The 20,925-nt window shown below is 65.6% G+C and carries 19 protein-coding genes and 1 pseudogene; 13 read left to right on the forward strand and 7 right to left on the reverse strand.

What is annotated here, in order from left to right:
* Positions 1–23: 23 nt before the first annotated feature.
* From ABIB06_RS12910 to ABIB06_RS12935, 6 genes are all read left to right on the forward strand, one after another.
* The gene (locus tag ABIB06_RS12910; protein WP_354047107.1) at positions 24–518 is read left to right on the forward strand and encodes a tripartite tricarboxylate transporter TctB family protein; all 495 of its coding nucleotides are present in this window, start codon (positions 24–26) and stop codon (positions 516–518) included.
* Between the two features lie 4 nt (positions 519–522).
* Entirely contained in the window at positions 523–2,037 is a 1,515-nt protein-coding gene (locus ABIB06_RS12915; RefSeq protein WP_247349895.1) for a tripartite tricarboxylate transporter permease, read from the forward strand.
* A gap of 51 nt (positions 2,038–2,088) precedes the next feature.
* Positions 2,089–3,078 carry a methylmalonyl Co-A mutase-associated GTPase MeaB gene (meaB, locus tag ABIB06_RS12920; RefSeq protein ID WP_247349894.1) on the forward strand — a complete coding sequence of 330 codons (990 nt, stop codon included), beginning with the start codon at positions 2,089–2,091 and terminating at the stop codon, positions 3,076–3,078.
* Positions 3,075–3,728, forward strand: coding sequence for a pyroglutamyl-peptidase I (locus ABIB06_RS12925; protein WP_354047105.1), 654 nt, complete (start codon positions 3,075–3,077; stop codon positions 3,726–3,728). Before meaB ends, ABIB06_RS12925 begins: the two co-directional genes overlap by 4 nt.
* Before the next feature lie 92 nt (positions 3,729–3,820).
* Positions 3,821–5,191: a TIGR03808 family TAT-translocated repetitive protein gene (locus tag ABIB06_RS12930; protein WP_354047103.1), complete on the forward strand. Its 1,371-nt coding sequence runs from the start codon at positions 3,821–3,823 to the stop codon at positions 5,189–5,191.
* Positions 5,192–5,394: 203 nt separating this feature from the next.
* Positions 5,395–5,703 (forward strand): GIY-YIG nuclease family protein, encoded by a 309-nt coding sequence (locus ABIB06_RS12935; protein WP_247349891.1) that lies wholly within the window; start codon positions 5,395–5,397, stop codon positions 5,701–5,703.
* A 128-nt stretch (positions 5,704–5,831) separates the two neighbouring features.
* Here ABIB06_RS12935 and ABIB06_RS12940 read toward each other — a convergent pair whose 3' ends face one another.
* The 4 genes from ABIB06_RS12940 to ABIB06_RS12955 form a co-directional block, all read right to left on the reverse strand.
* Positions 5,832–6,503, reverse strand: coding sequence for a TIGR03809 family protein (locus ABIB06_RS12940; RefSeq protein WP_502916530.1), 672 nt, complete (start codon positions 6,501–6,503; stop codon positions 5,832–5,834).
* A gap of 468 nt (positions 6,504–6,971) precedes the next feature.
* A complete protein-coding gene (locus tag ABIB06_RS12945) occupies positions 6,972–8,678 on the reverse strand; it encodes a S8 family serine peptidase (protein WP_354047101.1) in 1,707 nt (568 codons plus the stop codon).
* A gap of 16 nt (positions 8,679–8,694) precedes the next feature.
* A complete protein-coding gene (locus ABIB06_RS12950; protein ID WP_354047099.1) occupies positions 8,695–9,390 on the reverse strand; it encodes a hypothetical protein in 696 nt (231 codons plus the stop codon).
* Complete coding sequence (locus ABIB06_RS12955) at positions 9,387–9,956, reverse strand: sigma-70 family RNA polymerase sigma factor (protein WP_247349887.1); 570 nt, start codon at positions 9,954–9,956, stop codon at positions 9,387–9,389. The genes ABIB06_RS12950 and ABIB06_RS12955 overlap by 4 nt, the downstream gene beginning before the upstream one ends.
* Positions 9,957–10,392: 436 nt before the next feature.
* On the opposite strand from ABIB06_RS12955, the gene ABIB06_RS12960 reads away from it, so the two are divergent.
* Complete coding sequence (locus ABIB06_RS12960) at positions 10,393–11,550, forward strand: GGDEF domain-containing protein (protein ID WP_354047097.1); 1,158 nt, start codon at positions 10,393–10,395, stop codon at positions 11,548–11,550.
* Between the two features lie 63 nt (positions 11,551–11,613).
* Positions 11,614–12,717, forward strand: a complete 1,104-nt coding sequence (locus tag ABIB06_RS12965) for a DUF2336 domain-containing protein (RefSeq protein WP_354047095.1) — start codon at positions 11,614–11,616, stop codon at positions 12,715–12,717.
* Positions 12,718–12,727: 10 nt separating this feature from the next.
* Here the strand turns inward: ABIB06_RS12965 and ABIB06_RS12970 are convergent, their stop codons facing one another.
* A complete protein-coding gene (locus ABIB06_RS12970; protein ID WP_247349884.1) occupies positions 12,728–13,366 on the reverse strand; it encodes an NrsF family protein in 639 nt (212 codons plus the stop codon).
* Between the two features lie 2 nt (positions 13,367–13,368).
* Positions 13,369–13,914 carry a sigma-70 family RNA polymerase sigma factor gene (locus ABIB06_RS12975; protein WP_354047093.1) on the reverse strand — a complete coding sequence of 182 codons (546 nt, stop codon included), beginning with the start codon at positions 13,912–13,914 and terminating at the stop codon, positions 13,369–13,371.
* A gap of 291 nt (positions 13,915–14,205) precedes the next feature.
* Between ABIB06_RS12975 and ABIB06_RS12980 the strand changes: the two genes are divergently transcribed.
* Complete coding sequence (locus ABIB06_RS12980; protein ID WP_354047091.1) at positions 14,206–14,871, forward strand: hypothetical protein; 666 nt, start codon at positions 14,206–14,208, stop codon at positions 14,869–14,871.
* A gap of 144 nt (positions 14,872–15,015) precedes the next feature.
* Positions 15,016–15,795, forward strand: coding sequence for an enoyl-CoA hydratase (locus ABIB06_RS12985; RefSeq protein ID WP_354047089.1), 780 nt, complete (start codon positions 15,016–15,018; stop codon positions 15,793–15,795).
* 5 nt (positions 15,796–15,800) lie between these two features.
* Here ABIB06_RS12985 and ABIB06_RS12990 read toward each other — a convergent pair whose 3' ends face one another.
* Entirely contained in the window at positions 15,801–17,660 is a 1,860-nt protein-coding gene (locus ABIB06_RS12990) for an acetyl-CoA hydrolase/transferase C-terminal domain-containing protein (RefSeq protein ID WP_354047328.1), read from the reverse strand.
* A 221-nt stretch (positions 17,661–17,881) separates the two neighbouring features.
* Here ABIB06_RS12990 and ABIB06_RS12995 point away from each other — a divergent pair, with 221 nt between their 5' ends.
* The 3 genes and pseudogenes from ABIB06_RS12995 to ABIB06_RS13005 all read left to right on the forward strand — a co-directional run bounded on the left by ABIB06_RS12995 (position 17,882) and on the right by ABIB06_RS13005 (position 20,899).
* Positions 17,882–19,312, forward strand: coding sequence for a TolC family outer membrane protein (locus tag ABIB06_RS12995; protein ID WP_247349880.1), 1,431 nt, complete (start codon positions 17,882–17,884; stop codon positions 19,310–19,312).
* Positions 19,313–19,337: 25 nt separating this feature from the next.
* Positions 19,338–19,890, forward strand: a pseudogene (locus ABIB06_RS13000) (P-loop NTPase family protein).
* A 46-nt stretch (positions 19,891–19,936) separates the two neighbouring features.
* Positions 19,937–20,899, forward strand: a complete 963-nt coding sequence (locus ABIB06_RS13005; RefSeq protein ID WP_354047087.1) for an amidohydrolase family protein — start codon at positions 19,937–19,939, stop codon at positions 20,897–20,899.
* The last annotated feature ends 26 nt before the right edge of the window (positions 20,900–20,925 follow it).

A 20,925-nucleotide genomic window follows, 5' to 3' on the forward strand; every position in this document is an offset into this window, starting at 1 on the left:
ACATCTTTCATAGGACTCCTCCCATGCGTCTTCCCGACTCGGTCACGGGATCGTTTCTCGTCGTGCTCGGCGCAGCCTCTGCCTATGGCGGCTGGCTGCTGCCGCCGGTGCCGGGGCAGCCGGTCGGCCCCAACGTGTTTCCGCTCGTGATCGGCATCGGCCTTGCGCTGTGCGGGCTCGCGATCGTGTTCGGCATCGGTCACACCTTCGAGGAGGAGGAAGAGCTGATCCCGCACGAGGACGGTCAAGCCGCCGCCGCAGCGCCGCCGCAGGGCAAGTTCTACAGCCTGCGCGCGCTGCTGCCGCCGGCGCTGCTGCTGTTCTACGTGGTCGCGGCCGACCGGCTCGGCTTCATCATCACCGCGGCAATCATGGTCTATGTCACCTCGACCGCGTTAGGGGCGAAGTGGAAGCTGGCGCTGCCGCTCGCCGCGCTGTCGCCCTTCGCCATCCATCTCATCTTCGGCAAGCTGCTGCGCGTGCCGCTTCCCGCCGGCCTGCTGCCGACGCCCTGGTGAATTCATGCTGAAAACCCTGATTGAAGCGTTCGCACTGATCTCCACCTGGGAGGTCATCATCGCGATGTTCGCAGCCTCCGTGTACGGGCTCGTGATCGGCTCGCTGCCGGGCCTGTCGGCGACGATGGCAACCGCCCTGCTCGTCCCCGTCACCTTCTATCTCTCGCCGATCGCGGCGATCGCGACCATCGTCGCAGCGTCCTCGATGGCGATCTTCTCCGGCGATATCCCGGGTGCGCTGCTGCGCATCCCCGGCACGCCAGCCTCCGCCGCCTATGCGGACGAGGCTTACGCCATGACCCGCAAGGGGCAGGCCGAGCTGGCGCTCGGGGCCGGCGTGTGGTTCTCGGCAGTCGGCGGCATCGCCGGCGTGCTGTCGCTGATGATCCTGGCGCCGCCGCTGGCCGAGATCGCGCTGTCGTTCTCGACCTTCGAATATTTCTGGCTGGCGCTGCTCGGCCTGATGTGCGCGACGCTGGTGGCGCGCTCCTCGCCGGTCAAGGCGATCGCGGGCATGTTCCTCGGCCTGCTGGTGTCCTGCATCGGCATCGAAAATCCCGGCGGCGTGCCGCGCTTCACTTTCGGCCTCACGGACCTGTTCGGCGGCATCGAGCCGATCCCCGCGCTGGTCGGCGTGTTCGCGGTGGCGCAGGTGATGCGCGCGATGCTGACGCCGGAGCCGCCGCCGCTGCCGCGGCGCAAATTCGGAAGCATCATGGCCGGCCAGTGGAAACTGACCAAGCAATACCATTGGCAGATGACGCGCGGAAACATCGTCGGCATCATCATCGGCGTGCTGCCCGGCGCCGGCGCCGACATGGCCGCCTGGGTCTCCTATGCGATGTCCAAGCGCTTCTCCAAGGAGCCGGAAAAATTCGGCACCGGCCATGTCGAAGGCCTGGTCGAGGCCGGCGCCAGCAACAACGCCAGCATCGCTTCGGGCTGGGTGCCGTCGCTGCTGTTCGGCATCCCCGGTGATACCATCGCCGCGATCGCGATCGGCGTGCTCTACATGAAGGGGCTCAACCCCGGGCCGACGCTTTTCACGGAGAAAGCGTCGAGCATGTACGCGATCTACCTGATGTTCATCATCGCGAACATTTTGATGATCCCGCTGGGCATCGCCATGATCCGGATCGCCGCCTACATCCTGCTGGCACCGCGCTCCGCCATCATGCCGATCATCATGCTGTGCTGCGCGGTCGGCTCGTTCGCGATCGGCAACAACATGTTCGGCGTCGTCACCGTCGCCGCCTTCGGCATCATCGGTTATGTGATGGAGGCCAACGGCTATCCCGTCGCTGCGATGGTGCTCGGCATCGTCATGGGCACCATGGTCGAGCAGGCTTTCGTGACCTCGCTGATCAAGTCCGACGGCAGCATCCTGCCGTTCTTCGAGCGCCCCGTCGCCGCCATCCTCGCCGCCATGGCGATCGGGGCGCTGCTGTGGCCGGTGATGGTCTGGGCGTGGCGCAAGCTGAAACCGGTACGGACGGGAGTGGCGGCGACATCCCGGTGATATCGGGCGAGCAACCCTCGCCTGCCCCGCGCGGGCGTTGTAAAGCAGGGCATGACTGAGAAGAAGGCCTCGCTGGACATCAAAACCCTCGCCCGCGATTTGCGCGTCGGCAGCCGCGCGGCGCTGGCGCGGGCCATCACGCTGGTCGAGAGCCGGCGCAACGACCATCAGGCGCTGGCGCGTGAGCTGGTGCAGATGCTCCTGCCCGACACCGGCAAGGCGGTCCGCGTCGGCATCACCGGCTCGCCCGGGGTCGGCAAGTCCACTACCATCGATGCGCTCGGAACCCATCTGATCGAACAGGGCCACAAGGTCGCGGTGCTCGCTGTCGATCCGTCCTCGGCGCGCAGCGGCGGCTCGATCCTCGGCGACAAAACGCGGATGGCGCAGCTCTCGGCCTCCGACCACGCCTTCATCCGGCCCTCGCCATCCTCGGGTACCCTCGGCGGCGTCGCCGCCAAGACGCGTGAGGCGATGCTGCTGTGCGAGGCAGCCGGCTTCGACGTCGTGCTGGTCGAGACCGTCGGCATCGGCCAATCCGAGACCGCGGTCTGCGACATGACCGATTTCTTCCTCGCTTTGATGCTGCCCGGCGGCGGCGATGAGTTGCAAGGCATCAAGAAAGGCCTGGTCGAGCTCGCCGACATGATCGCGATCAACAAGGCCGACGGCGACAATCTCAAGCGCGCCAACATCACCGCCGCCGATTATCGCGGCGCGCTGCATATCCTGACGCCGCGCTCCGAGCACTGGCATCCGCCGGTCGAAACCTATTCGGCACTGACCGGAGACGGCATTGCAAAACTCTGGCAGAAGGTCCTCGATCACCGCAAGGCGATGAACGCATCCGGCGAGTTCGCCGCGCGACGGCGCGAGCAGCAGGTGAAATGGATGTGGTCGATGCTGGAGCAGCGTATGCTGGCACGGCTGCGCAGCGAAGCGTCGGTGCGGACGAAGGTCCGGAAGATCGAGACCGAGGTGGCCAATGGCCATCTCACGCCGGCGCTCGCCGCCGAGCAGATTTTGGAGTTGCTGCAATGAGCGACAAGCTCCGCATTCTCCTCACCGGCTTCGGCCCCTTCCCCGGCGCGCCCTACAACCCGACGCAGCCGCTGGTCGCCCGGCTGGCGCAATTGCGCCGTCCCGCACTCGACGATGCCGCGATCTCCAGCCACATCTTCCCGGTCACCTATGCCGCGGTGGACCGGCAATTGCCGGAGGTTTTAGCGAAAGAGAAGCCGGATGCGATGCTGATGTTCGGCCTCGCCGCACGTACGCCCTATCTGCGCATCGAGAGCCGTGCGCGCAACGCCGTCACCATGCTCTGGCCCGACGCCGCCAACACCCGATCGAGCAGGCGCGGCATCGCCGCCAATGCGGACGCGATGATTTTCGGTCCACACACGGCAAGGCTGCTGCGCGCCGCGCGCCTCACCGGCATCGACGCCCGCCCCTCGCGCGATGCCGGCGCCTATCTCTGCAACTATCTGAGCTGGCGCGCGATCGAGAACGTCAGGGGCGGCGGGCCGCGGCTGGCAGCATTCGTCCATATTCCCCTGCTGGCGCGCAGTGGCGCCGTGCGCCGCAAGGGCGCGCCGCGGATCACGCTCGAGGAACTGGTCGATGCCGGCGAGGCGATGCTGATGGAGATGGTGCAGTTGGCACGGAAGGGGCGGAACACGACTGCGTAAACATTTAACCCTACCGCGAACAATCCTCACGCCACCAGCCGCCCTGCGCTACCTAACCATCGCGGACTCCCGCGTCCGCCGGAGGACGCGTCATGGACCTCAATCGTCGCCATCTCATCGGAGCTTCGACCGCAGGCATCGCCGGCGCGCTGGCCATGCCGGCCGATGCTGCGCGCGCGGCGCCGGTGACGTCGCTGCTCGGACGCGATGCCACGCAATATGGTGTGCGACCCGGCAGCAGCGAGGATCAGACCCGTGCGCTCCAGCGTGCGATCGATGAGGCCGCGCGGGCTCAGACGCCGCTGGCGCTGCCACCCGGCGTCTACCGCACCGGACTGTTGCGCTTGCCGAATGGCACGCAACTGATCGGCGTGCGCGGCGCGACCAAGCTCGTCTTCACTGGCGGGGCCTCGGCGATCCAGAGCGACCGCTCCGATTCGATCGGCCTCACCGGCATCACCTTCGATGGCGGCGGCATTCCGCTGCCGGCACGACGTGGGCTGATCCACGTGCTCGGGGGGCGCGACGTCCGCATCGCCGATTGCGAGATCACGGGCTCCGGCGGCAGCGGCGTCTGGCTCGAGCAGGTCTCGGGCGACATCTCCGGCAACCTTTTTACCAACATCGCGGTGACGGCGGTGGTGTCGTTCGACGCCAGGGGTCTCAGCGTCTCCCGCAACACCATCACCGGCACCAATGACAACGGCATCGAGATCCTGCGCACGGCCATCGGCGACGACGGCACGCTGGTCACTGATAACCGTATCGAGGATATCAAGGCCGGCCCCGGCGGCTCCGGCCAGTACGGCAACGCCATCAACGCCTTCCGCGCCGGAAACGTCATCGTGCGCGGCAATCGCATCAAAAACTGCGATTACTCCGCGGTGCGCGGCAACTCGGCATCGAACATCCACATCACCGGCAACAGTGTCAGCGACGTGCGCGAGGTCGCGCTCTATTCGGAGTTTGCGTTCGAGGCCGCTGTGATCGCCAACAACATTGTCGACGGCGCCGCCGTCGGCGTCTCCGTCTGCAATTTCAACGAAGGCGGCCGCATCGCCGTGGTCCAGGGCAACATCATCCGCAATCTGATCCCGAAACGCCCAATCGGCACCGCGCCGGACGACGATGCCGGCGTCGGCATCTACATCGAGGCGGATGCGTCGGTTACCGGCAACGTGATCGAGAATGCGCCGTCCTACGGTATCGTCGCCGGCTGGGGCAAATATCTCCGCGACGTCGCGATCACGGGCAACGTGATCCGCAAGGCGCTGGCTGGCGTCGGCGTATCCGTCGTGCCGGGCGCCGGCACCGCGCTCGTCAACAACAACATGATCTCGGAAACCCCGCGCGGCGCCGTGGTCGGCCTCGATCACGCGCGCGCCGTGACGTCCGATCTGTCGGCGGACGGCGCCCAGCGGTTTGCGCAATTGGTGGTCGGCGGGAATGCGGTGCGGCGGTAGGCGCGCAGTCGGCAGACGGGCCGTGCATCCTTCGAGGCTCTCCATGGGCCGCGTTGCGTCCCATGCCTCGCGCCTCAGGATGACGGGGTAAAAACGGAGCGCTGGGTCTTGATGCAATGTTGACAACAAACACGCGGCCGTCATCCTGAGGTGTGAGCCGTGCGGTGCGAAGCGCCGCGCGGGGAGCCTCGAAGGAGGACGTTGTGGGCATCTATGTCTACATGCTGCGATGTGCGGATGGCTCGTTCTACATTGGCAGCGCCACCGGCGACGACCTATCGAGGCGCGTCGACGGGCACAATGCCGGCGCCTATCAGGGGTACACCTACTCGAGACGACCTGTCGTCCTGGTGTGGTCGGAGTATTTCGATCGGATCACTGACGGGATTGCCGCTGAGCGGCAGCTCAAAGGATGGAGCCGCGCCAAGAAGGAAGCGCTTATTCGATCGGATTGGAGATCGGTGAGCCAGCTTGCGCGACGGCGCGCGGGAGCGCCTAGGCCCCCGACGTAAGCGTCGATGCGGTCGGCAGACGGGCCGTGCATCCTTCGAGGCTCTCCATGGGCCGCGTTGCGTCCCATGCCTCGCGCCTCAGGATGACGGGGTTGGAGACATTGCGGCGGCACTCTTGAACGTTCGCTTTAGAACGCGTTCCTCAGCAGCGGATACTTCGCCTCCAGGCCGTCGAGGCTGAAGGTGAACTCAACGAGGCGCTCGGGGGCTGCGACAATTTCGGTGGCGGGCGGAGAGAACTGCGGCAGAAGCGCCGCCATCGCAGCAGGCGCCCTGGGCGCTGCCATCGCGGCCTGTATCTTGGATCCTGTCATCGCGACGGGCGCGGTAGGCGGCGCCATGGCAGCGGGCACTTTGAGCGGTGCCATCGCTGCAGGCGCGGCAAGCGGCACGATCGGGGCTTCGGTGATTTCGGCGAGAACGTCCGGTGTCGGATCGAGCCCAACCGGCACGGCGGTCTCGGGAGCGATGTGCACGGCCTTCGGCTGCATGACCTGCGCCTGTTGCTCGCGCGGGAGCATGCGGGGCATCGTCGCGGGCGACCAGCCGAATGCGGGCGACACGCTGGCGGCCGCCGTGGCGACATCAGCGCCGGTGGCAAGCGCGCGCCAAGTCTGAACGGCGCGCTTGGCCTCCTGGATGTTTTCGAGAAATGCGATCTCGGAGTGATAGCGGCGCCAGCGCCCGGTCTCGAACATTTCGGAGAGATGCACCAGCCGCTGCTCGGCGAGAGTGCACCAGCGTGCCGCAATGTCGCGGCCAATAGCCACGTCGCGAACAGCCTCTTGGCGATGTGTCATAACCCAGCCCGTCAGGAGAAAATACGGACGCGACGCAACGCAGACGAATCAATTTAGACGCGACATGAATATTTTGTGGAAAAGTTCCGACTTGTCCAGCAACGACAGCCTTTTCGTCGTCAAACTCCGTAGTCGTGCGGAGATTCAAGGGGTTTTCGAGTCAAGCTTCGCACAAGCATGGCGCGCCTGCGGAGCGATGCCGATGACCGAGTCGCGATCTCTCAACCAGAAGCTGGTCTCGCGGAGGGCTTCAAGAAATCGGATGCCCCAAAAGAAAAGACCCGTCCGGGGGGACAACCGGACGGGTCGAGCCATATGGGCGCTTGGGGTGGATGGGCGCTCGCGCCTAATATGACTTATGGGGAGGGATGACCGCTCCCACATAATTTGGTCGTGGCAGCGGGCCGAACGTTCAATGCGGCGTTTGATTTTTCGACCTTCGCACCGCGCGCAAAGTTGTCGCAGCCGCTACCGCGTCGCCGGCCTATCCGCCTGAGAAACCGTGGCTTTATCGCCGGTGCTCGACAACGAGGGTTGCTCTATTGCGCGGAGGCCAGGCTCGTCGCGACGCTTCTCGATATCTTCACGTTTTGTTGTACCGGACGCAGCCGCAACCGGCGTCGCGCCGTTGGCGGGAACGGTCATGACCGCGGCAAACGCATCGGTCTCGCCATCGCCGAAAAGATCGTCACGCCCGGGTGCACCGAGGTCGCGCGCTGTCTTCGCCAGCGTCATGCGCAGCGCTTCCGGCTTCAAGGCGTAGTTGCGCTCGAGCAGCAGCGCCGCGACGCCGGAGACATAGGCGGCCGAGAACGAGGTGCCCGACGTCATCTGATATTTGCCGTCAGGCGCCGGCAGGAAGATGTCGACACCGGGTGCCGCGACCGCGATGTAATTGCCACGGTTGGAGGCGGTGAACAGCCGGTCCTGCTGGTCGGTCGCGCTGACTGCGATCACGTTGGGATTGGCCGCCGGATAGAGCGGCGGCGACTTCGCGCCGGCATTGCCGGCAGCCGCGATCAGCACCAGGCCACGCGCGGCGGTCGCCGCGATAGCCCGCTCGATCACCGCGTCTTTGGGACCGGCAAAGCTCATGTTGACGATCTGCGCGCCGTGCTCGGCGGCATAGTTCAGCGAGCGCAGGATGATGTAGGACGAGCTCTCGGCCCCGCCGGTGGTGCCGCCGAAAGCGCGGATGGCGATGATGCGCGCCTCGGGCGCGCTGCCCATCAGCTTGGCATGCGCCACGATGGCGCCGGCAATGCCGGTGCCGTGAACATGCGGGCCCTCGGCGCTGCCGAGCGCATCGAAATTTTCGGCAATGGAATTGGCAAGTTCCGGATGTTGGGCGTCGATGCCCGAATCGATCACGGCAACAGTCACGTTGGCGCCATGCGCCAGCGCATGTGCCTGCGGCAGGCGGAGCTTGGCCAGCGCATATTGCGCGGGATCTCCCTCGCTCGGCACCGACGATTTCTGGTCCTGGAGTACGTAGCGGAAGTTCGGCTGGACCGAGCGCACGCTGCCGTCGGCGGCGAATTCGCGCCGCACGGTCTCGTAAGCGCGGCGGTCGGTGATGCGGAACAGTCCGAAGGTTGCCCCGATCAGCGGAAAATTCTCGGAGGACACGCGTGTCAGGCCATGGCGGCGCGCGAGCTCGTCGGCCTCGGCCAACGACAGCGCCCCATCGATCTCGGCGACGAATTGGTCGGCGAAGGTGCGCAAGTCCACGGCGGCCGGCGTGTTGTTGCCGCGCCCCTTGCCGGCGGTCTTCTTGCCCGATTTGCCCGCGCCGTCGCCGCCTGCGCTCGGTTGCGCCAGGCATTCGCCGCCGGCGTCGCGATAGGGCGCGGTACAGGCGGGATAGAGGTTCGGGGAGTAGCGCGCATAAGGCAGCACCGGCGTCGGTACCATCCGCGCCGAAATCCTCGATGTCACAATCGGGCCGGGGCCGCGGCCGACCGCCACCGCTCTGGCGGCAACACCCGGACCGACGCGCGCGGCGATGCTGGGAGAAATGGTCGGCATGCGCGAGGGGACGCTGATCGTCGGCGTGCGCATGATCGCCTGCGCCTGCGCAACCTCGACGCCGAGACAGGCGGCGAGCAGCAGCGTAGCTCCGACCGACGAAGCGTAGGCCCCGGCGCGTAACCTGCTCTCGGACTTGCGCATCATCGGTTCAGCGGCGCGTCTAGGGTGCCGCGACGGCCAAATTGACGAACTTCTCGCGCTGCATCCTGCCGAGCAGCGAGGTGAGTTCGTCCTGGCTCATCGCCTTGTCGAACTGGAGACGGAACATGCCGCCCTTGGCATCACCGATGATCGAAGCCTGGTAGCTGTCGAGCAATGTCGTGATGTCGGCGACGCGCGCCTCGGGTGTGAAGCGCACCAGCGCGCGCGACGGCGCGGCAGTCGCACCGAGTTCGCGCGTGATCGGCGCGCTGGTCGAGAGCGAAGCAGTCTGGAAGGTCGCAGTCTGGTTCTTCGTCAGCACGGCGCCGATGATTCCGGCTTGCAGCACCAGCGCCATGGCGCCCAAGCTCGCCGACCAGGCCAGCGTGCGCGGCGACAGGCTCGCAAAGAAGGTGGCGATGCGCGCCGACAGCGGCAGCGAACCGGCGGCCCGCACCGGCTCGGCGTCGATGGCGGCGAACAGCTTCTGCATCGCGCGCGCCGACGGAGCACCCAGGCTCTCGTTCAGATGAATGGTCTCTTCGTACTCGCCGCGGATCGCGGCATATTGCCTGGCGAGGTCGGGATCGCTCGCAAGCGCTTCCTCGACGCGGCGGGCGTCGCGCGCGTTCAGCGTGCCGGCGGCGTGCCACGGCAGCAGCATCTCGATCTCACTGGGTTCTCGCTCCAGCATCTTCTTGCTCAATGCCATCATGGCCAGCCTCGCTCAATGCCGGCTGCCTTCAGCAGTTCGGCCAATTTCTTGCGCGCATAGAACAAGCGCGTCTTCACAGTGTTCTCCGGGATGCCAACGATTTCGGCCACCTCTTCCACGGACTTCTCGTGGTAGTAGACGAGATCGACGATTTCCCGATGGTCCGGCGAGAGGCCCGTCAGACACTCCCGCAACGCTTCACTGGTATCCTTCTTCTGCACCACCGTTTCCGGATTGTCGGACGTGTCCTCGATCGCGTTCGCGGCGTCGTCGTCCAACTCAAAATCCTTTCTGCGCCGGAGCGCAGAGAGAGCCTTGAATCGGGTGATTGCCAGCAGCCAGGTGGAAACGGCGGATCGGCCCTCGAACTTGCCGGCTTGACGCCACACGTCGAGAAACACCTCACTGATGAGGTCTTCCGCCGCCTGCTCGTCCCGCACGAGCCGGAGGCCGAAACGATACACCCTGACATGGTGCCGCCCGTACAGCACCTGCATGGCGAGCCGGTCGCCTTGAGCGATCCTGGCGATCAGGACCTCGTCCGAAGCCGCCTGTGTCACGCTCAATGGCCGTCTCGCAAGGTTGGTCGGGTCGATGCGGCAGACGGTTCGACGGGAGGGGCGAAATTCTTCAGTCTACCGCAGTCATACGGGGGGCTGTGTGATCTACCCCACATACGCGAAATTTCCTTTTGCCACCCGCGGCTGCCCGCCTCGCTCAATAACGGTAACATAGTAATGAAGCACTTTCCTGCGCAATGCCGTCCCAACTTGGACAGCCCGACATGCATGGAACCATAGCAGCCTTGCACGACGTATGTCTTCCGAAGCCATGCTTTGGCTCGACCGCATCGCACACGATCCCTAATCGACGACAAATCCTCGGCCGGTCGCGACCGTCCTCCGCTCCCGCGCTGGACAGTGCGGATTCGGTTTCGGAGGATACCAAACCTAAAGGCTTGCCATGTAGATTTTTGGGCTGACAACTACCATTGGCGGGACCATGAGCACGGCCGCGACGTCCTTTCCCGAGAGGAATGCCGCTGAGGTCGCGGATCTCGTCCTCGTGCCCGATGCAGCTGCGCCCCAGGTGCGGGCGCGCCGGGCGCGGCAGCGCCGCCAGATGTATATCGGCCAGGTCGCCAGCTACTCGCTCGGCGCCTTCGTCCTGCTGCTCTACGGCTACGACGGCGCCGTTCCGATGACCGTTCCATCGTTGTTCTGGGTCGGCGGTCTCTCGATCATCGGCATCTTCGTCGTGATGTCGGAAGCGGGCGTGGGCGACAGGCAAACCGACCACTATCTCACCGTGTTCCAGATCTCGGCGCATATGGCGCTGCAATTCGTGTTCCTGTTGTCGGTGCCGGCCATTGGCGTCGCCTTCCTCAGCGTGCTGTTCCTGATTTTCGCCTTCGGCACGCTGCGCATGACCTCGGCCCAGGCGATGCTGACCTGGGCGATCGCGACCGCCGGCCTCGCCGCCGTCTTCCTCGCCTCCGACCTGCCGATCGGCATGCCCGTTGCTACGCGGCTCCAGCGGACCGCCTCGATGCTCTGCTTCGTGCTGGTGATCGGCCAGTGCGCCTTCCTCGGCCTGTTCGGCGCCACGCTCCGCAAGATCCTGTACCGGCGCAGCATCGAGCTGAAGGCCGCCTATCAGCGCATCGAGGAACTGGCCGAGCTCGACGAGCTCACCGGCTCCTACAACCGCCGCTGCATCATGCGGCTTCTCGACGCCGAGATCGAAAAATCGCGGCAGACGTCGACCCCTTGCGCGATCGCACTGATCGATCTCGACTGGTTCAAGCGCATCAACGACGCCCACGGCCATCCCGTCGGCGACGAGGTGCTGCGCACCTTCGCGATCACCATTTTCGCAAATATCCGCCCGGCCGACTGCTTCGGCCGATACGGCGGCGAGGAATTTTTGCTGCTGCTGCCGGGAACGGATGGCGAGGCGGCGTCGCGCATGCTCGATCGGCTGCGCGGCATCGTCGCAGATCTGGACTGGAGCGCATTCTCCCTGGGCATGCGCGTGACCATTTCCGCGGGCGTCGTGACGCTCCGCGACTTTGATACTGCCGACACGTTTCTCGTGCGCGCCGACAGCGCGCTCTATTCCGCCAAGGCACAAGGGCGCAACCGCATCGCAACGAGCTGACCAATCCATTTTTTCCCGGCGCGACAGAAGCAATCGCCGGGCCGAACGCTCCAGGACAGGGCAATGAGATCGAAATCCCCAAAATCATCCGAGAATTTGCTCGAGGAACTGCAAGCTGCGCTCTCGCACGGCACAGTTGCGCGCCGGGTCGAGACGCTGCGCCGCGTCACTGATCTCTTCATCGGTAATGCGGTGGACTATTCAGACGACCACGTCCGCGTGTTCGACGACATATTCCAATGCCTGATCGAGCAGATCGAGACGTCTGCCAGGGCGCTGCTCGCCGACCGCCTCGCACCGATCGCGACTGCGCCGCCGAAGATCATCCGCACGCTCGCGCTCGACGAGGTGATCGAGGTCTCCGGCCCCGTGCTGTCGAAATCGGAACGACTGGACGAAGCGACCCTGATCGAGATCGCGCGCACCAGAGGGCAGGCACATCTCAAGGCGATCTCGCTGCGGCGGGTGCTGTCGGAAGCACTGACCGACGTGCTGGTGACCCGCGGCGACGAGGGCGTGGTGCAATCGACCGTCAGCAATCCGGGCGCGCAGCTCTCCGAGGGAAGTTTCACCGACCTCGTCACGCGCGCCGAACGCGACGATGATCTCGCCACCTGCATCGGCTTGCGGCCCGATTTGCCGCGCCATCACTATCTGAAGCTGATTGCGAAGGCCTCCTTGAGCGTGCGCAGGAAGCTGGAGGCCGCGCATCCGGATCTCGCAGACGAAGTCTACAGCGTGGTCCAGGAAGCAGCCCAGCGGGTCCGCGCTGCCGCCATGACCCGACAGACCGAAATGGCGCGCGCGCTGGTGAAGTCGCTGCACGAGGACGGCCGCCTCACCGAATTCCAGGTCGCCGCCTTCGCAGAGCAAGGCAAGTTCGACGAGACCAATGCGGGGCTCGCGGCGCTTGCGGGCGTCGCGGTCGAGACCGCCGAGACCATGATGATCGAAAGCCGGACCGAGGGCGTGATGATCCTCGCCAAGGTCGCGGCCATGCAATGGTCGAGCGTGCGCGCGATCATCGCCCTACGCGAGAAGCTCTCAGGCGGCTCGCAGACCGACATGCTGACGCTGCGCGACGCTTACGAAGCCCTGCGCGGCTCGACCGCGCAGCAGGTGCTGCGCTTCCACCGCATGCAGCAGGGCCCGACGCCGGCGGCCTGAGGCCGGCGAGCTAATACCGCAGAACCCTCGCCCCCACCAGCGCGCCGATCGCGGTCACCAGCGCGGTCGCGAGCGTGTACCAGGTCGCGACGAAGAGCGGGGAATCGTCGGTGCAGTGCGAGGCGTACAGCGTCGCGGCGAGCCCGGCCGACACCAGGCCGGCGAGCGCACCGGCGAGCGCGGGATGCGACGGCGCGCCGTGGCGCAGGCCGAACAGCGCCCCCGCAAGCAGCGGCAGCGACATCGCTGGGATTGCGAACAGACACACCCTGGAGTTCTTGCCCATCAATCGCATCGTCATCGGCATGGCCGGCGCCATCATCGCCTCACTGCCGATCGCCACCGCAAGCAGCCCGACGGGAAGCAGCAGCAACCAGCCCCAACCACGCAGCAACGCTTCGGGGCGCGACAGATGCAGGCTGACGATGATCGCGGGGATCGCGAGCGACAGCGTGACCGCGAACTTCATGTCGAAGAACGGGTTGTGCATCGCGCTCATCACGTCGTGACGCACGCCGAGAAATGTCGCGAAGATCAGGATCGACAGAGGCGCGGCGACCAGCAGCGCCATGGTCAGCATCGCGCCGACGCGCGGCGCGCGATGGGCGTTATCGGCCGCGAGCGAGCGAATGAGTTGATCGGTATCCATGACTACTGGTCCTGCAGTTTGGCAGTCAGCGCCGCAAGGCCGCGATGCAGCGCGACCCGCACCGCGCCCTCGCTCATCGAATATTTCGCCGCCGTATCCTTGATCGAGGTGCTGTCGACCGCGATCGACTGCAACACGTCGCGCTGGCGTTGCGGCAGCGTGTTGAGCTGGCTGGCGACCTCGCCCGCCGAGGCCGTTTCCTGCGGCGCCTCGCCCGGCAGAGTCTCGGCGAAATCGTCGATGTTGACGAAGATTCGCCTGCCCCGCCGCCGCAGCATGTCGATCAGCTTGTTGCGGCCGATCGCAAACAGCCACGGCGCGAAGGGGGCCCCGCTGTCCCAGGTGTGCCGCTTCAAATGCACCGCCAACAAAATCTCCTGCACGATATCCTCAGCCTGGTCGGGAGGCTGCCCAGCCCGCGCCAGGCCACGCCTCGCGGCAGCGCGCAGTACAGGCGTGACCGCCCTCAACAGGCGATGATACGCCGCGTCATCGCCTGCCATGGCCGACCGCATCAGGCCGGTCCACTCGTCCTCACGTCCGCGCACGCGCGCCCTCACCATGCAATTCGGCCGTTCTTTCAATTTGTTACGGCGGCACCTTCAAGATCACGATCTCGTGATCCGTGCCGGGCCACGCGACCGATACGGCCGTAAAGATCTGGGACGGCTCATAACACCGATCGGTGCTGTCCGCACCCGGCGGCCGGCCGCGAGGGGCCTAGTTTGCCCCGCTTTTGCCCCGTGTAGCCCGAAGATTCCCATTTTTTGCCGCGCTGTCGTCACGCCCCGGGGTCTCTGTTCGCTTCCGGGACGGGCGAAATTGGGGAGATCGTCAACATGAAGAAAGCCAGCGGGCGCGCGGCCCTGATTCTCCTGGCCGGGCTTTTCTTGCTGTTCGGGGGCATTGCGCAGGCGGCACCGAGTTCAGCCGCAAGCAGCAAACCGAACAGCGCAGGCAACCAGGCCGACGCAGTCAAGCCGAGCAAGCAGCGGCGCCAGACGTCGCGCCATCGCGACACCACCAAGACGGCGCAGAAATCCGGCGACAAGGCCGACAAGAAGGACGCCGCGGCAACGGCCGACGATGCGAAGGCCGACAATAGCAAGGTGCCGGCCTCGCGCCAGATGTCGCCGGAAGTCGCCAACGCCAATGCGCAGCTCGCCGCCGCCGATACGCCGACCGCGGCTGCCGCCTCCGCAATGACGGGCCGCGCCAACGACAACGTCCAGGCAGCGGCCGATAATACCGCCGCCCCGAACGCCGAGAGCCAGGTCGTCGCACCCGATCAGCTCAACGACATCGACCGCGCCTTGCAACAGGACAACCCGCCGGCGCAAAAGGCGGTGATTGCCGCAACCGATGCGCAGCCGCGGCCGGCGCCGGTGATGGCAAGCAGCCAGCAGAGCTCGGCCTGGGACCAGAGCTCGCTGATCGGCAAGATCTTCATCGGCGTCGGCACACTGCTGACGCTGGCTTCCGCCGCGCGCATGTTCATGGCTTGAATCCAGCCTGATTGCCGGCCCGCGGGACCTCGTCCGGAACGCGCATCTCGGCGTGTTCCGGCGACTTTTCCGATATCTTTGGCACTTGAAGCCCACCGCGCCAGCGGGCACATTGCCCGCTCAATCAAAAAGCGTGGGTGGAGCATGAGCACGTTCGAACACATCATCGTCGAAAGCAAAGGCGCGGTCGGCATCGTCAAGCTGAACCGGCCGAAGCTGCTCAACGCGCTCTCCTTCGGCGTCTTCCGCGAGATTGCCGCGGCAGTCGACGACCTCGAAACCGATGACGCCATCGGCTGTATCGTCGTGACCGGCAGCGAGAAGGCGTTTGCCGCCGGCGCGGACATCAAGGAGATGCAGCCGAAAGGCTTCATCGACATGTTTTCCGAGGATTTTGCCGCGATCGGCGGCGACCGCCTCGCACGCTGCCGCAAGCCGACGATCGCCGCGGTCGCGGGCTATGCGCTCGGCGGCGGCTGCGAGCTCGCCATGATGTGCGACTTCATCATCGCCGCCGACACCGCGAAATTTGGCCAGCCCGAAATCACGCTCGGCACCATCCCCGGCATCGGCGGAACCCAGCGCCTGACCCGTGCGATCGGCAAGTCCAAGGCGATGGACCTTTGCCTCACCGGCCGCATGATGGATGCAGCCGAAGCCGAGCGCAGCGGCCTCGTCAGCCGCATCGTGCCGGCCGACAAGCTGATGGACGAGGTGATGGCTGCGGCCGAGAAGATCGCCGCGATGTCGCGGCCCGCGGTCGCGATGGCCAAGGAAGCGGTCAACCGCGCCTTCGAGACCACGCTCGCCGAGGGCATGAGCGTGGAGCGCAACCTGTTCCACTCGACCTTCGCGCTGGAGGACCGCTCCGAGGGCATGGCGGCGTTCATCGAGAAGCGCAAGCCGGTGAACAAGAACCGGTAAAACGACTACGTCTTGCGGCTCTGTGCGAGGGCCGCGCTGACGAGCGCGCGATATCCACGCTCGGCCCAGGTCGCGGGGCGATCAAGACCGAGGCGTGCGAGACACGCCTCATCGGCACCGTCGGGCGTTCGTATCAATCCCTGCCACAGCAAGCTCGCCAACGCCTGCGGCGAGCGTTGCGCGCCTTGCAGCATCTCCAACGCCGGGATGAGGCGCTGTTCCACCTCAGTGAAATCGCAGCCGAACGGGAACGACGGCAGCAGCCCGGCATCGCGCGCGGGCTTGAGCGCGCTCGTGATCCGTTCTGGATGGTTTTCGCGGTGGGCCGCCGGTATCTCATAGCTGCGCGGCAATTTGCCGGCGTCCTTCGCGACCCGCACCAACTCGCCCTGGAAGCGCGAATCCGCGATCGCCAGCATCCCCGCGATGACGTCGGCATCCGACTTCCCCCTGAGATCGGCAACGCCGTATTCGGTGACGAAGATATCCCGCAGGTGCCGGGGAATGGTCTCGTGCCCATAGCGCCAGAGAATGTTGGATTTGAGCGAACGGCCCGCCTGGCGCGTCGCCTCGAGCGTCAGGACCGATCGCGCCCCTTCGAGCGCAAAAGCCTGCGCCACAAAATTGTATTGCCCACCGACGCCGCTCACCACCTGCCCGTTGTCGAGGCCGTCGGAGACGGCCGCGCCCAAGAGCGTCGCCATCATCGTGTTGTTGATGAAGCGCGCATCGATCCGCGCCCGGCGCTTCCGTTCCTCCTCGCCGTAGAGTTCGTTGGTGAACGACACGGGCATCATCTGGATGCGCGCGATCTGGTCAGGCGACATCTCGCGCAGCGCACGATAGAAAGATTTCGGTCCGAGGAAGAAGGCGCCATGCAGCACCACCCCGTCAACGGCACGCTTGAGGATGCCGGCATCGATCAAGCCGATGAAGGCTTCGGTCAGCATTTCGCTGACGCCATAAAGCCCTACCTCGAAGGCTCCGGCTTCCTGCGCGGCAGACAGTCGTGCGGGTGACAGCCGAGCCACGATTTTTTGAAAGGCTGCGCTGTCGCGATGGCGCAGGATCAGACCCTGCGCCAGTGCATCGCCGATCTGCCCGATGCCGATCTGAAGCGTGCCACCATCGCGTACCAGCGATGCCGCATTCAGTCCGATCGCGTATTTGACGTTGGAGATCGGCTCCGACGGCGGTGCAAAGAGCGGAAAGTCGGTCGCAGCGCTCTCCAGCACGGCGCTGAATTCATCGGCCGGAAGGTCGCCCGCGCCCGGCATGAACGGCAGTTCGGAATTCACCTGTGCGATCAGCTTGAACGATGCACGCCCGGCGCGGCGTTCACGCAGCACGTCCAGCGTCGTGTCAGCGTTGCAAGACAGGCTGTAGCGCGGCACCCCTTCGACGACGCGCTTGGCCACCAGTTGCGTCACCACATTGAGCCCGCGCGCCAGCAGGTAGCTTGCCGCGTGGGTATAATTGGCCGAGATGTAATTCTGCTGCGCGGCCGGCACGTGCAGCCAGCGTCCCGCCAGAAAGAAGAATTCAACGACTTCGATGTTGGGCGGCAACCGGCTCTCGCGCAGCGCATCGGCATAGGCAAGATCGGGATAGCCGCCGAACAATCGGTCGATCACGGGCGCGATGAACCGGTGCTCGATCAAGCCCTTCGGTCTCGGCTTTTCCAACGTCAGCGCCGAGAGCAGCGTCAACTTGATGTCAGGATCGGCACAGGCACGCGCATAGAGAGCGTTGACCACATGATTAGCCTTGCCGAGGCCGAGCGGCAGTCCGACCACCAAATCGGTTCCGACATCGCGAACGATCTCCTCCGCGAGAGCATCGGAATCGGAGAAGAGCTTCGGCATCATCCGTGGGGTCCGGACTACATGACAGGCACCTGACGGATTGGAAGCCGCCAAGCTCCCTATAACGCATCCTGGAGGGGATTGGTGTGTGACGCACCTGCAACAAGCACGGAATACATGGGGGTTTTCCCCGCGGCAGTTTGCCTGCGGGACGTCGGCTGGTTAAACAGTTAAGAGAGCCGCCGTCGGCGGGGGCGGACAGCCGGGATTTGCGGGATTACATGATTGGGCGTGCCGCCAGAGTTGGTCGCGTGATGACGCGGCATCGATCGGGCGTGGCTCCTGTGCTCGCGACATGGACCACGCTGGCGCTCTGTTGCGCCCTGCCCTCCGCCGCATGGGCGGAAGCCCTGCCGGAGGCGCTCGCCAAGGCCTACCAGACCAACCCGCAGCTCAATGCCGAGCGCGCGCGTCAGCGCGCCACCGACGAGAACGTGCCGCAGGCGCTCGCCGGCTATCGGCCGCAGATCGTGGCAAGCCTCAGCGCCGGCCTGCAATCGGTGCGCAATCTGCTGCCCGACAACACCATCCAGACCGCCAATCTGAAGCCGTGGATCATCGGCGTCACTGTGACGCAGACCCTGTTCAACGGTTTCCGCACCGCCAACAACGTGCGCGCCGCAGAACTCCAGGTGCAGTCGGGCCGCGAGGCGCTGCGCAATGTCGGCCAGGGCGTGCTGCTCGACGCGGTCACCGCCTACACCAACGTGCTCGCCAACCAGTCGCTGGTCGAGGCGCAGCGCTCCAACGTCTCCTTCCTGCGCGAAACGCTCGCCGTCACCCAGCGCCGCCTCAACGCCGGCGACGTCACGCCGACCGACAGCGCCCAGGCCGAGGCGCGGCTCAACCGCGGGCTTTCCGATCTCAACGCCGCCGAAGTCGCGCTGGCGGTGAGCCAGGCGATCTACGCGCAGGTGATCGGCAATGCACCGTCGCAGCTTCGAGCCGCCGAAGTCGTCGACCGCTATCTGCCGAAGAGCCGCGAAGACTCGCTGATGATGGCTATCCGTCAGCACCCGGCGGTGATGGCGGCGGGCTTCGACGTCGATGTCGCCTCCACCAACATCCGCGTCGCAGAAGGCGCGCTGCTGCCGAGCGCGAGCATCCAGGGCAGCGCCAGCCGGAGCCGCAACAACGACCCGACGCTCGGCACCTTTGCCGAGGACCAGGCCTCGATCGTCGCCAACGTCACTGCTCCGATCTACGACGGCGGCCAGGCTGCTGCGCAGACCCGGCAGGCCAAGGAGATCACGGCGCAGAGCCGGCTCGTGCTCGATCAGGTGCGCAACCAGGCGCGCACCGCGGCCACCAGCGCCTGGGTTGCCAACGAAGGCGCCAAGATCGCGGTGTCCGCTTCCGAGTCCGAGGTGAAGGCGGCAACCGTCGCACTCCAGGGCGTGCAGCGCGAGGCCGCCGGCGGACAGCGCACGACGGTCGACGTGCTGAACTCGCAGGCCGATTTGATCCAGGCCAAGGCCCGCCTGATCGGCGCCAGCCGCGACCGCGTGATCGCCTCCTACACGCTGCTCAGCGCCGTCGGCCATCTCGACGTCAAGACCTTGGGCCTGAACACGCCGGACTATCTGCCCGAGGTGCACTACCAACAGGTCCGCGACGCCTGGCACGGCCTGCGCACGCCGTCTGGGCAATAATTCCAAATCGTCTGGGGTGGTGCCGATGAAGAGCCGCCGCATCCATCTGATGGGAGCTTCAGGCTCCGGCGTGACGACGATCGGCCGCGCGCTCGCCGGCCGGCTTGCGCTGCCGCATCACGACAGCGATGATTATTTCTGGCTGCCGACCGCGCCGCCCTACCACGCGCCCCGCCGCCGAGCGTCTGCGCCTGATGCGCGAAATGTTTCTGCCGCGTCTCGATTGGGTGCTGAGCGGAACCGTCACCGGCTGGGGCGAGGAGCTTGTCCCGCTTTTCGATCTGGTCGTCTTCGTGAGCACGCCGCGCGAAATCCGGCTGACGCGATTGCGCGCCCGCGAGGCCGCCCATTTCGGCGCTGACGCCGTCGCGCCAGGCGGCTGGCGCCATGATGAGACTGAATCTTTTGTCGAATGGGCATCGCACTACGAAGCCGGAGATCGCGAAGGCCGCAGTCTTGCAAAGGATGAAGCGTGGCTCGCGGGCTTGCCCTCCCCGGTGGTGCGCGTTGACGGCTCACGCCCGCTTGCGGGCCTCGTCGAGCAGCTATGCAGCGAAGCGGAGCAGGTTCCGGACTGATGTGATAGTGTCACTACCTCCAAATGACGAAGCGGGGAGAGAAATCATGCTCAGCCGACGTAGCGTCCTGCTTGCCTCCCTTGCCGCCGGAGTTGCCATGTCCAACAAAGCCCACGCCCGTGCGGCACAGCCCGCGACGCCGGTTAACTTCGACGTTCCGCTGCATGCCTGCGACTGCCACACCCACATTCACGGCGATCCCGAAAAGTTTCCGTTCTTCGCTGGGCGCGTCTACACGCCGGAACAGGCAAGCCCTGAAGAAATGGCCGCGTTGCACAAGTCGCTGCATATGGAACGCGTGGTGATTGTCACCCCAAGTGTCTACGGAACCGACAATTCGTCGACCCTGTTCGGCATGAAAGCACGCGGCGCCAATGCTCGCGGCGTCGCCGTGATCGACGACAAGACGCCGGAGAGCGCGCTGGACGCGATGCATCAGGACGGCTTCCGCGGCGTCCGCCTCAATCTCGCGACCGGCGGCGTCAACGACCCCAATGTCGGCCGACCGCGTTTCACCGCTGCAGTCGAGCGCATGAAGGCGCGCGGCTGGCACGTGCAGCTTTACACCACGCTGCCGATGATCTCTGCGATCAAGGACCTCGTCGAGACGGCGCCGGTGCCTGTCGTGTTCGACCATTTCGGCGGCCTCGAAGCCTCGCGCGGCCTGGAGCAGCCGGGCTTCTCCGATCTCGTCGCGCTGGTGAAGTCGGGGAAGGCCTATGTCAAGATTTCGGGCGCCTATCGCTCGTCAACGCTCGCGCCGGATTACAAGGACATTGTGCCGTTCGCGCAGGCGCTGATCACTGCGAACGCGGACCGCATCGTCTGGGGCACCGACTGGCCGCATCCGGATTCGAGCCGCGTCGAGGGACGCAAGCCAACCGACGTCGCGCCGCTCTACCAGATCGACGACGGGCGTCTCCTCAATCAGCTTCCGGTGTGGGCACCGGATGCGGATGTGCGCAAGAAAATCCTGGTCGACAATCCGGCGCGGCTCTACGGATTTTGATTCGCCAAACTGGTTGAGACTTCGCC

It is taken from the genome of Bradyrhizobium sp. LB8.2 (genome assembly GCF_040548035.1).
GTDB lineage: Bacteria > Pseudomonadota > Alphaproteobacteria > Rhizobiales > Xanthobacteraceae > Bradyrhizobium.

Excerpts from the sequence above, each read along its gene's own strand:
- ABIB06_RS12995 (WP_247349880.1), top strand. The coding sequence starts at position 17,882 with ATGATTGGGCGTGCCGCCAGAGTTGGTCGCGTGATGACGCGGCATCGA.
- ABIB06_RS12910 (WP_354047107.1), top strand. The coding sequence starts at position 24 with ATGCGTCTTCCCGACTCGGTCACGGGATCGTTTCTCGTCGTGCTCGGC.
- ABIB06_RS12960 (WP_354047097.1), top strand. The coding sequence starts at position 10,393 with ATGAGCACGGCCGCGACGTCCTTTCCCGAGAGGAATGCCGCTGAGGTC.
- ABIB06_RS12985 (WP_354047089.1), top strand. The coding sequence starts at position 15,016 with ATGAGCACGTTCGAACACATCATCGTCGAAAGCAAAGGCGCGGTCGGC.
- ABIB06_RS13005 (WP_354047087.1), top strand. The coding sequence starts at position 19,937 with ATGCTCAGCCGACGTAGCGTCCTGCTTGCCTCCCTTGCCGCCGGAGTT.
- ABIB06_RS12990 (WP_354047328.1), bottom strand. The coding sequence starts at position 17,660 with ATGCCGAAGCTCTTCTCCGATTCCGATGCTCTCGCGGAGGAGATCGTT.
- meaB (WP_247349894.1), top strand. The coding sequence starts at position 2,089 with ATGACTGAGAAGAAGGCCTCGCTGGACATCAAAACCCTCGCCCGCGAT.
- ABIB06_RS12925 (WP_354047105.1), top strand. The coding sequence starts at position 3,075 with ATGAGCGACAAGCTCCGCATTCTCCTCACCGGCTTCGGCCCCTTCCCC.
- ABIB06_RS12950 (WP_354047099.1), bottom strand. The coding sequence starts at position 9,390 with ATGATGGCATTGAGCAAGAAGATGCTGGAGCGAGAACCCAGTGAGATC.
- ABIB06_RS12970 (WP_247349884.1), bottom strand. The coding sequence starts at position 13,366 with ATGGATACCGATCAACTCATTCGCTCGCTCGCGGCCGATAACGCCCAT.
- ABIB06_RS12930 (WP_354047103.1), top strand. The coding sequence starts at position 3,821 with ATGGACCTCAATCGTCGCCATCTCATCGGAGCTTCGACCGCAGGCATC.
- ABIB06_RS12940 (WP_502916530.1), bottom strand. The coding sequence starts at position 6,503 with ATGACACATCGCCAAGAGGCTGTTCGCGACGTGGCTATTGGCCGCGAC.
- ABIB06_RS12980 (WP_354047091.1), top strand. The coding sequence starts at position 14,206 with ATGAAGAAAGCCAGCGGGCGCGCGGCCCTGATTCTCCTGGCCGGGCTT.
- ABIB06_RS12915 (WP_247349895.1), top strand. The coding sequence starts at position 523 with ATGCTGAAAACCCTGATTGAAGCGTTCGCACTGATCTCCACCTGGGAG.
- ABIB06_RS12945 (WP_354047101.1), bottom strand. The coding sequence starts at position 8,678 with ATGATGCGCAAGTCCGAGAGCAGGTTACGCGCCGGGGCCTACGCTTCG.
- ABIB06_RS12965 (WP_354047095.1), top strand. The coding sequence starts at position 11,614 with ATGAGATCGAAATCCCCAAAATCATCCGAGAATTTGCTCGAGGAACTG.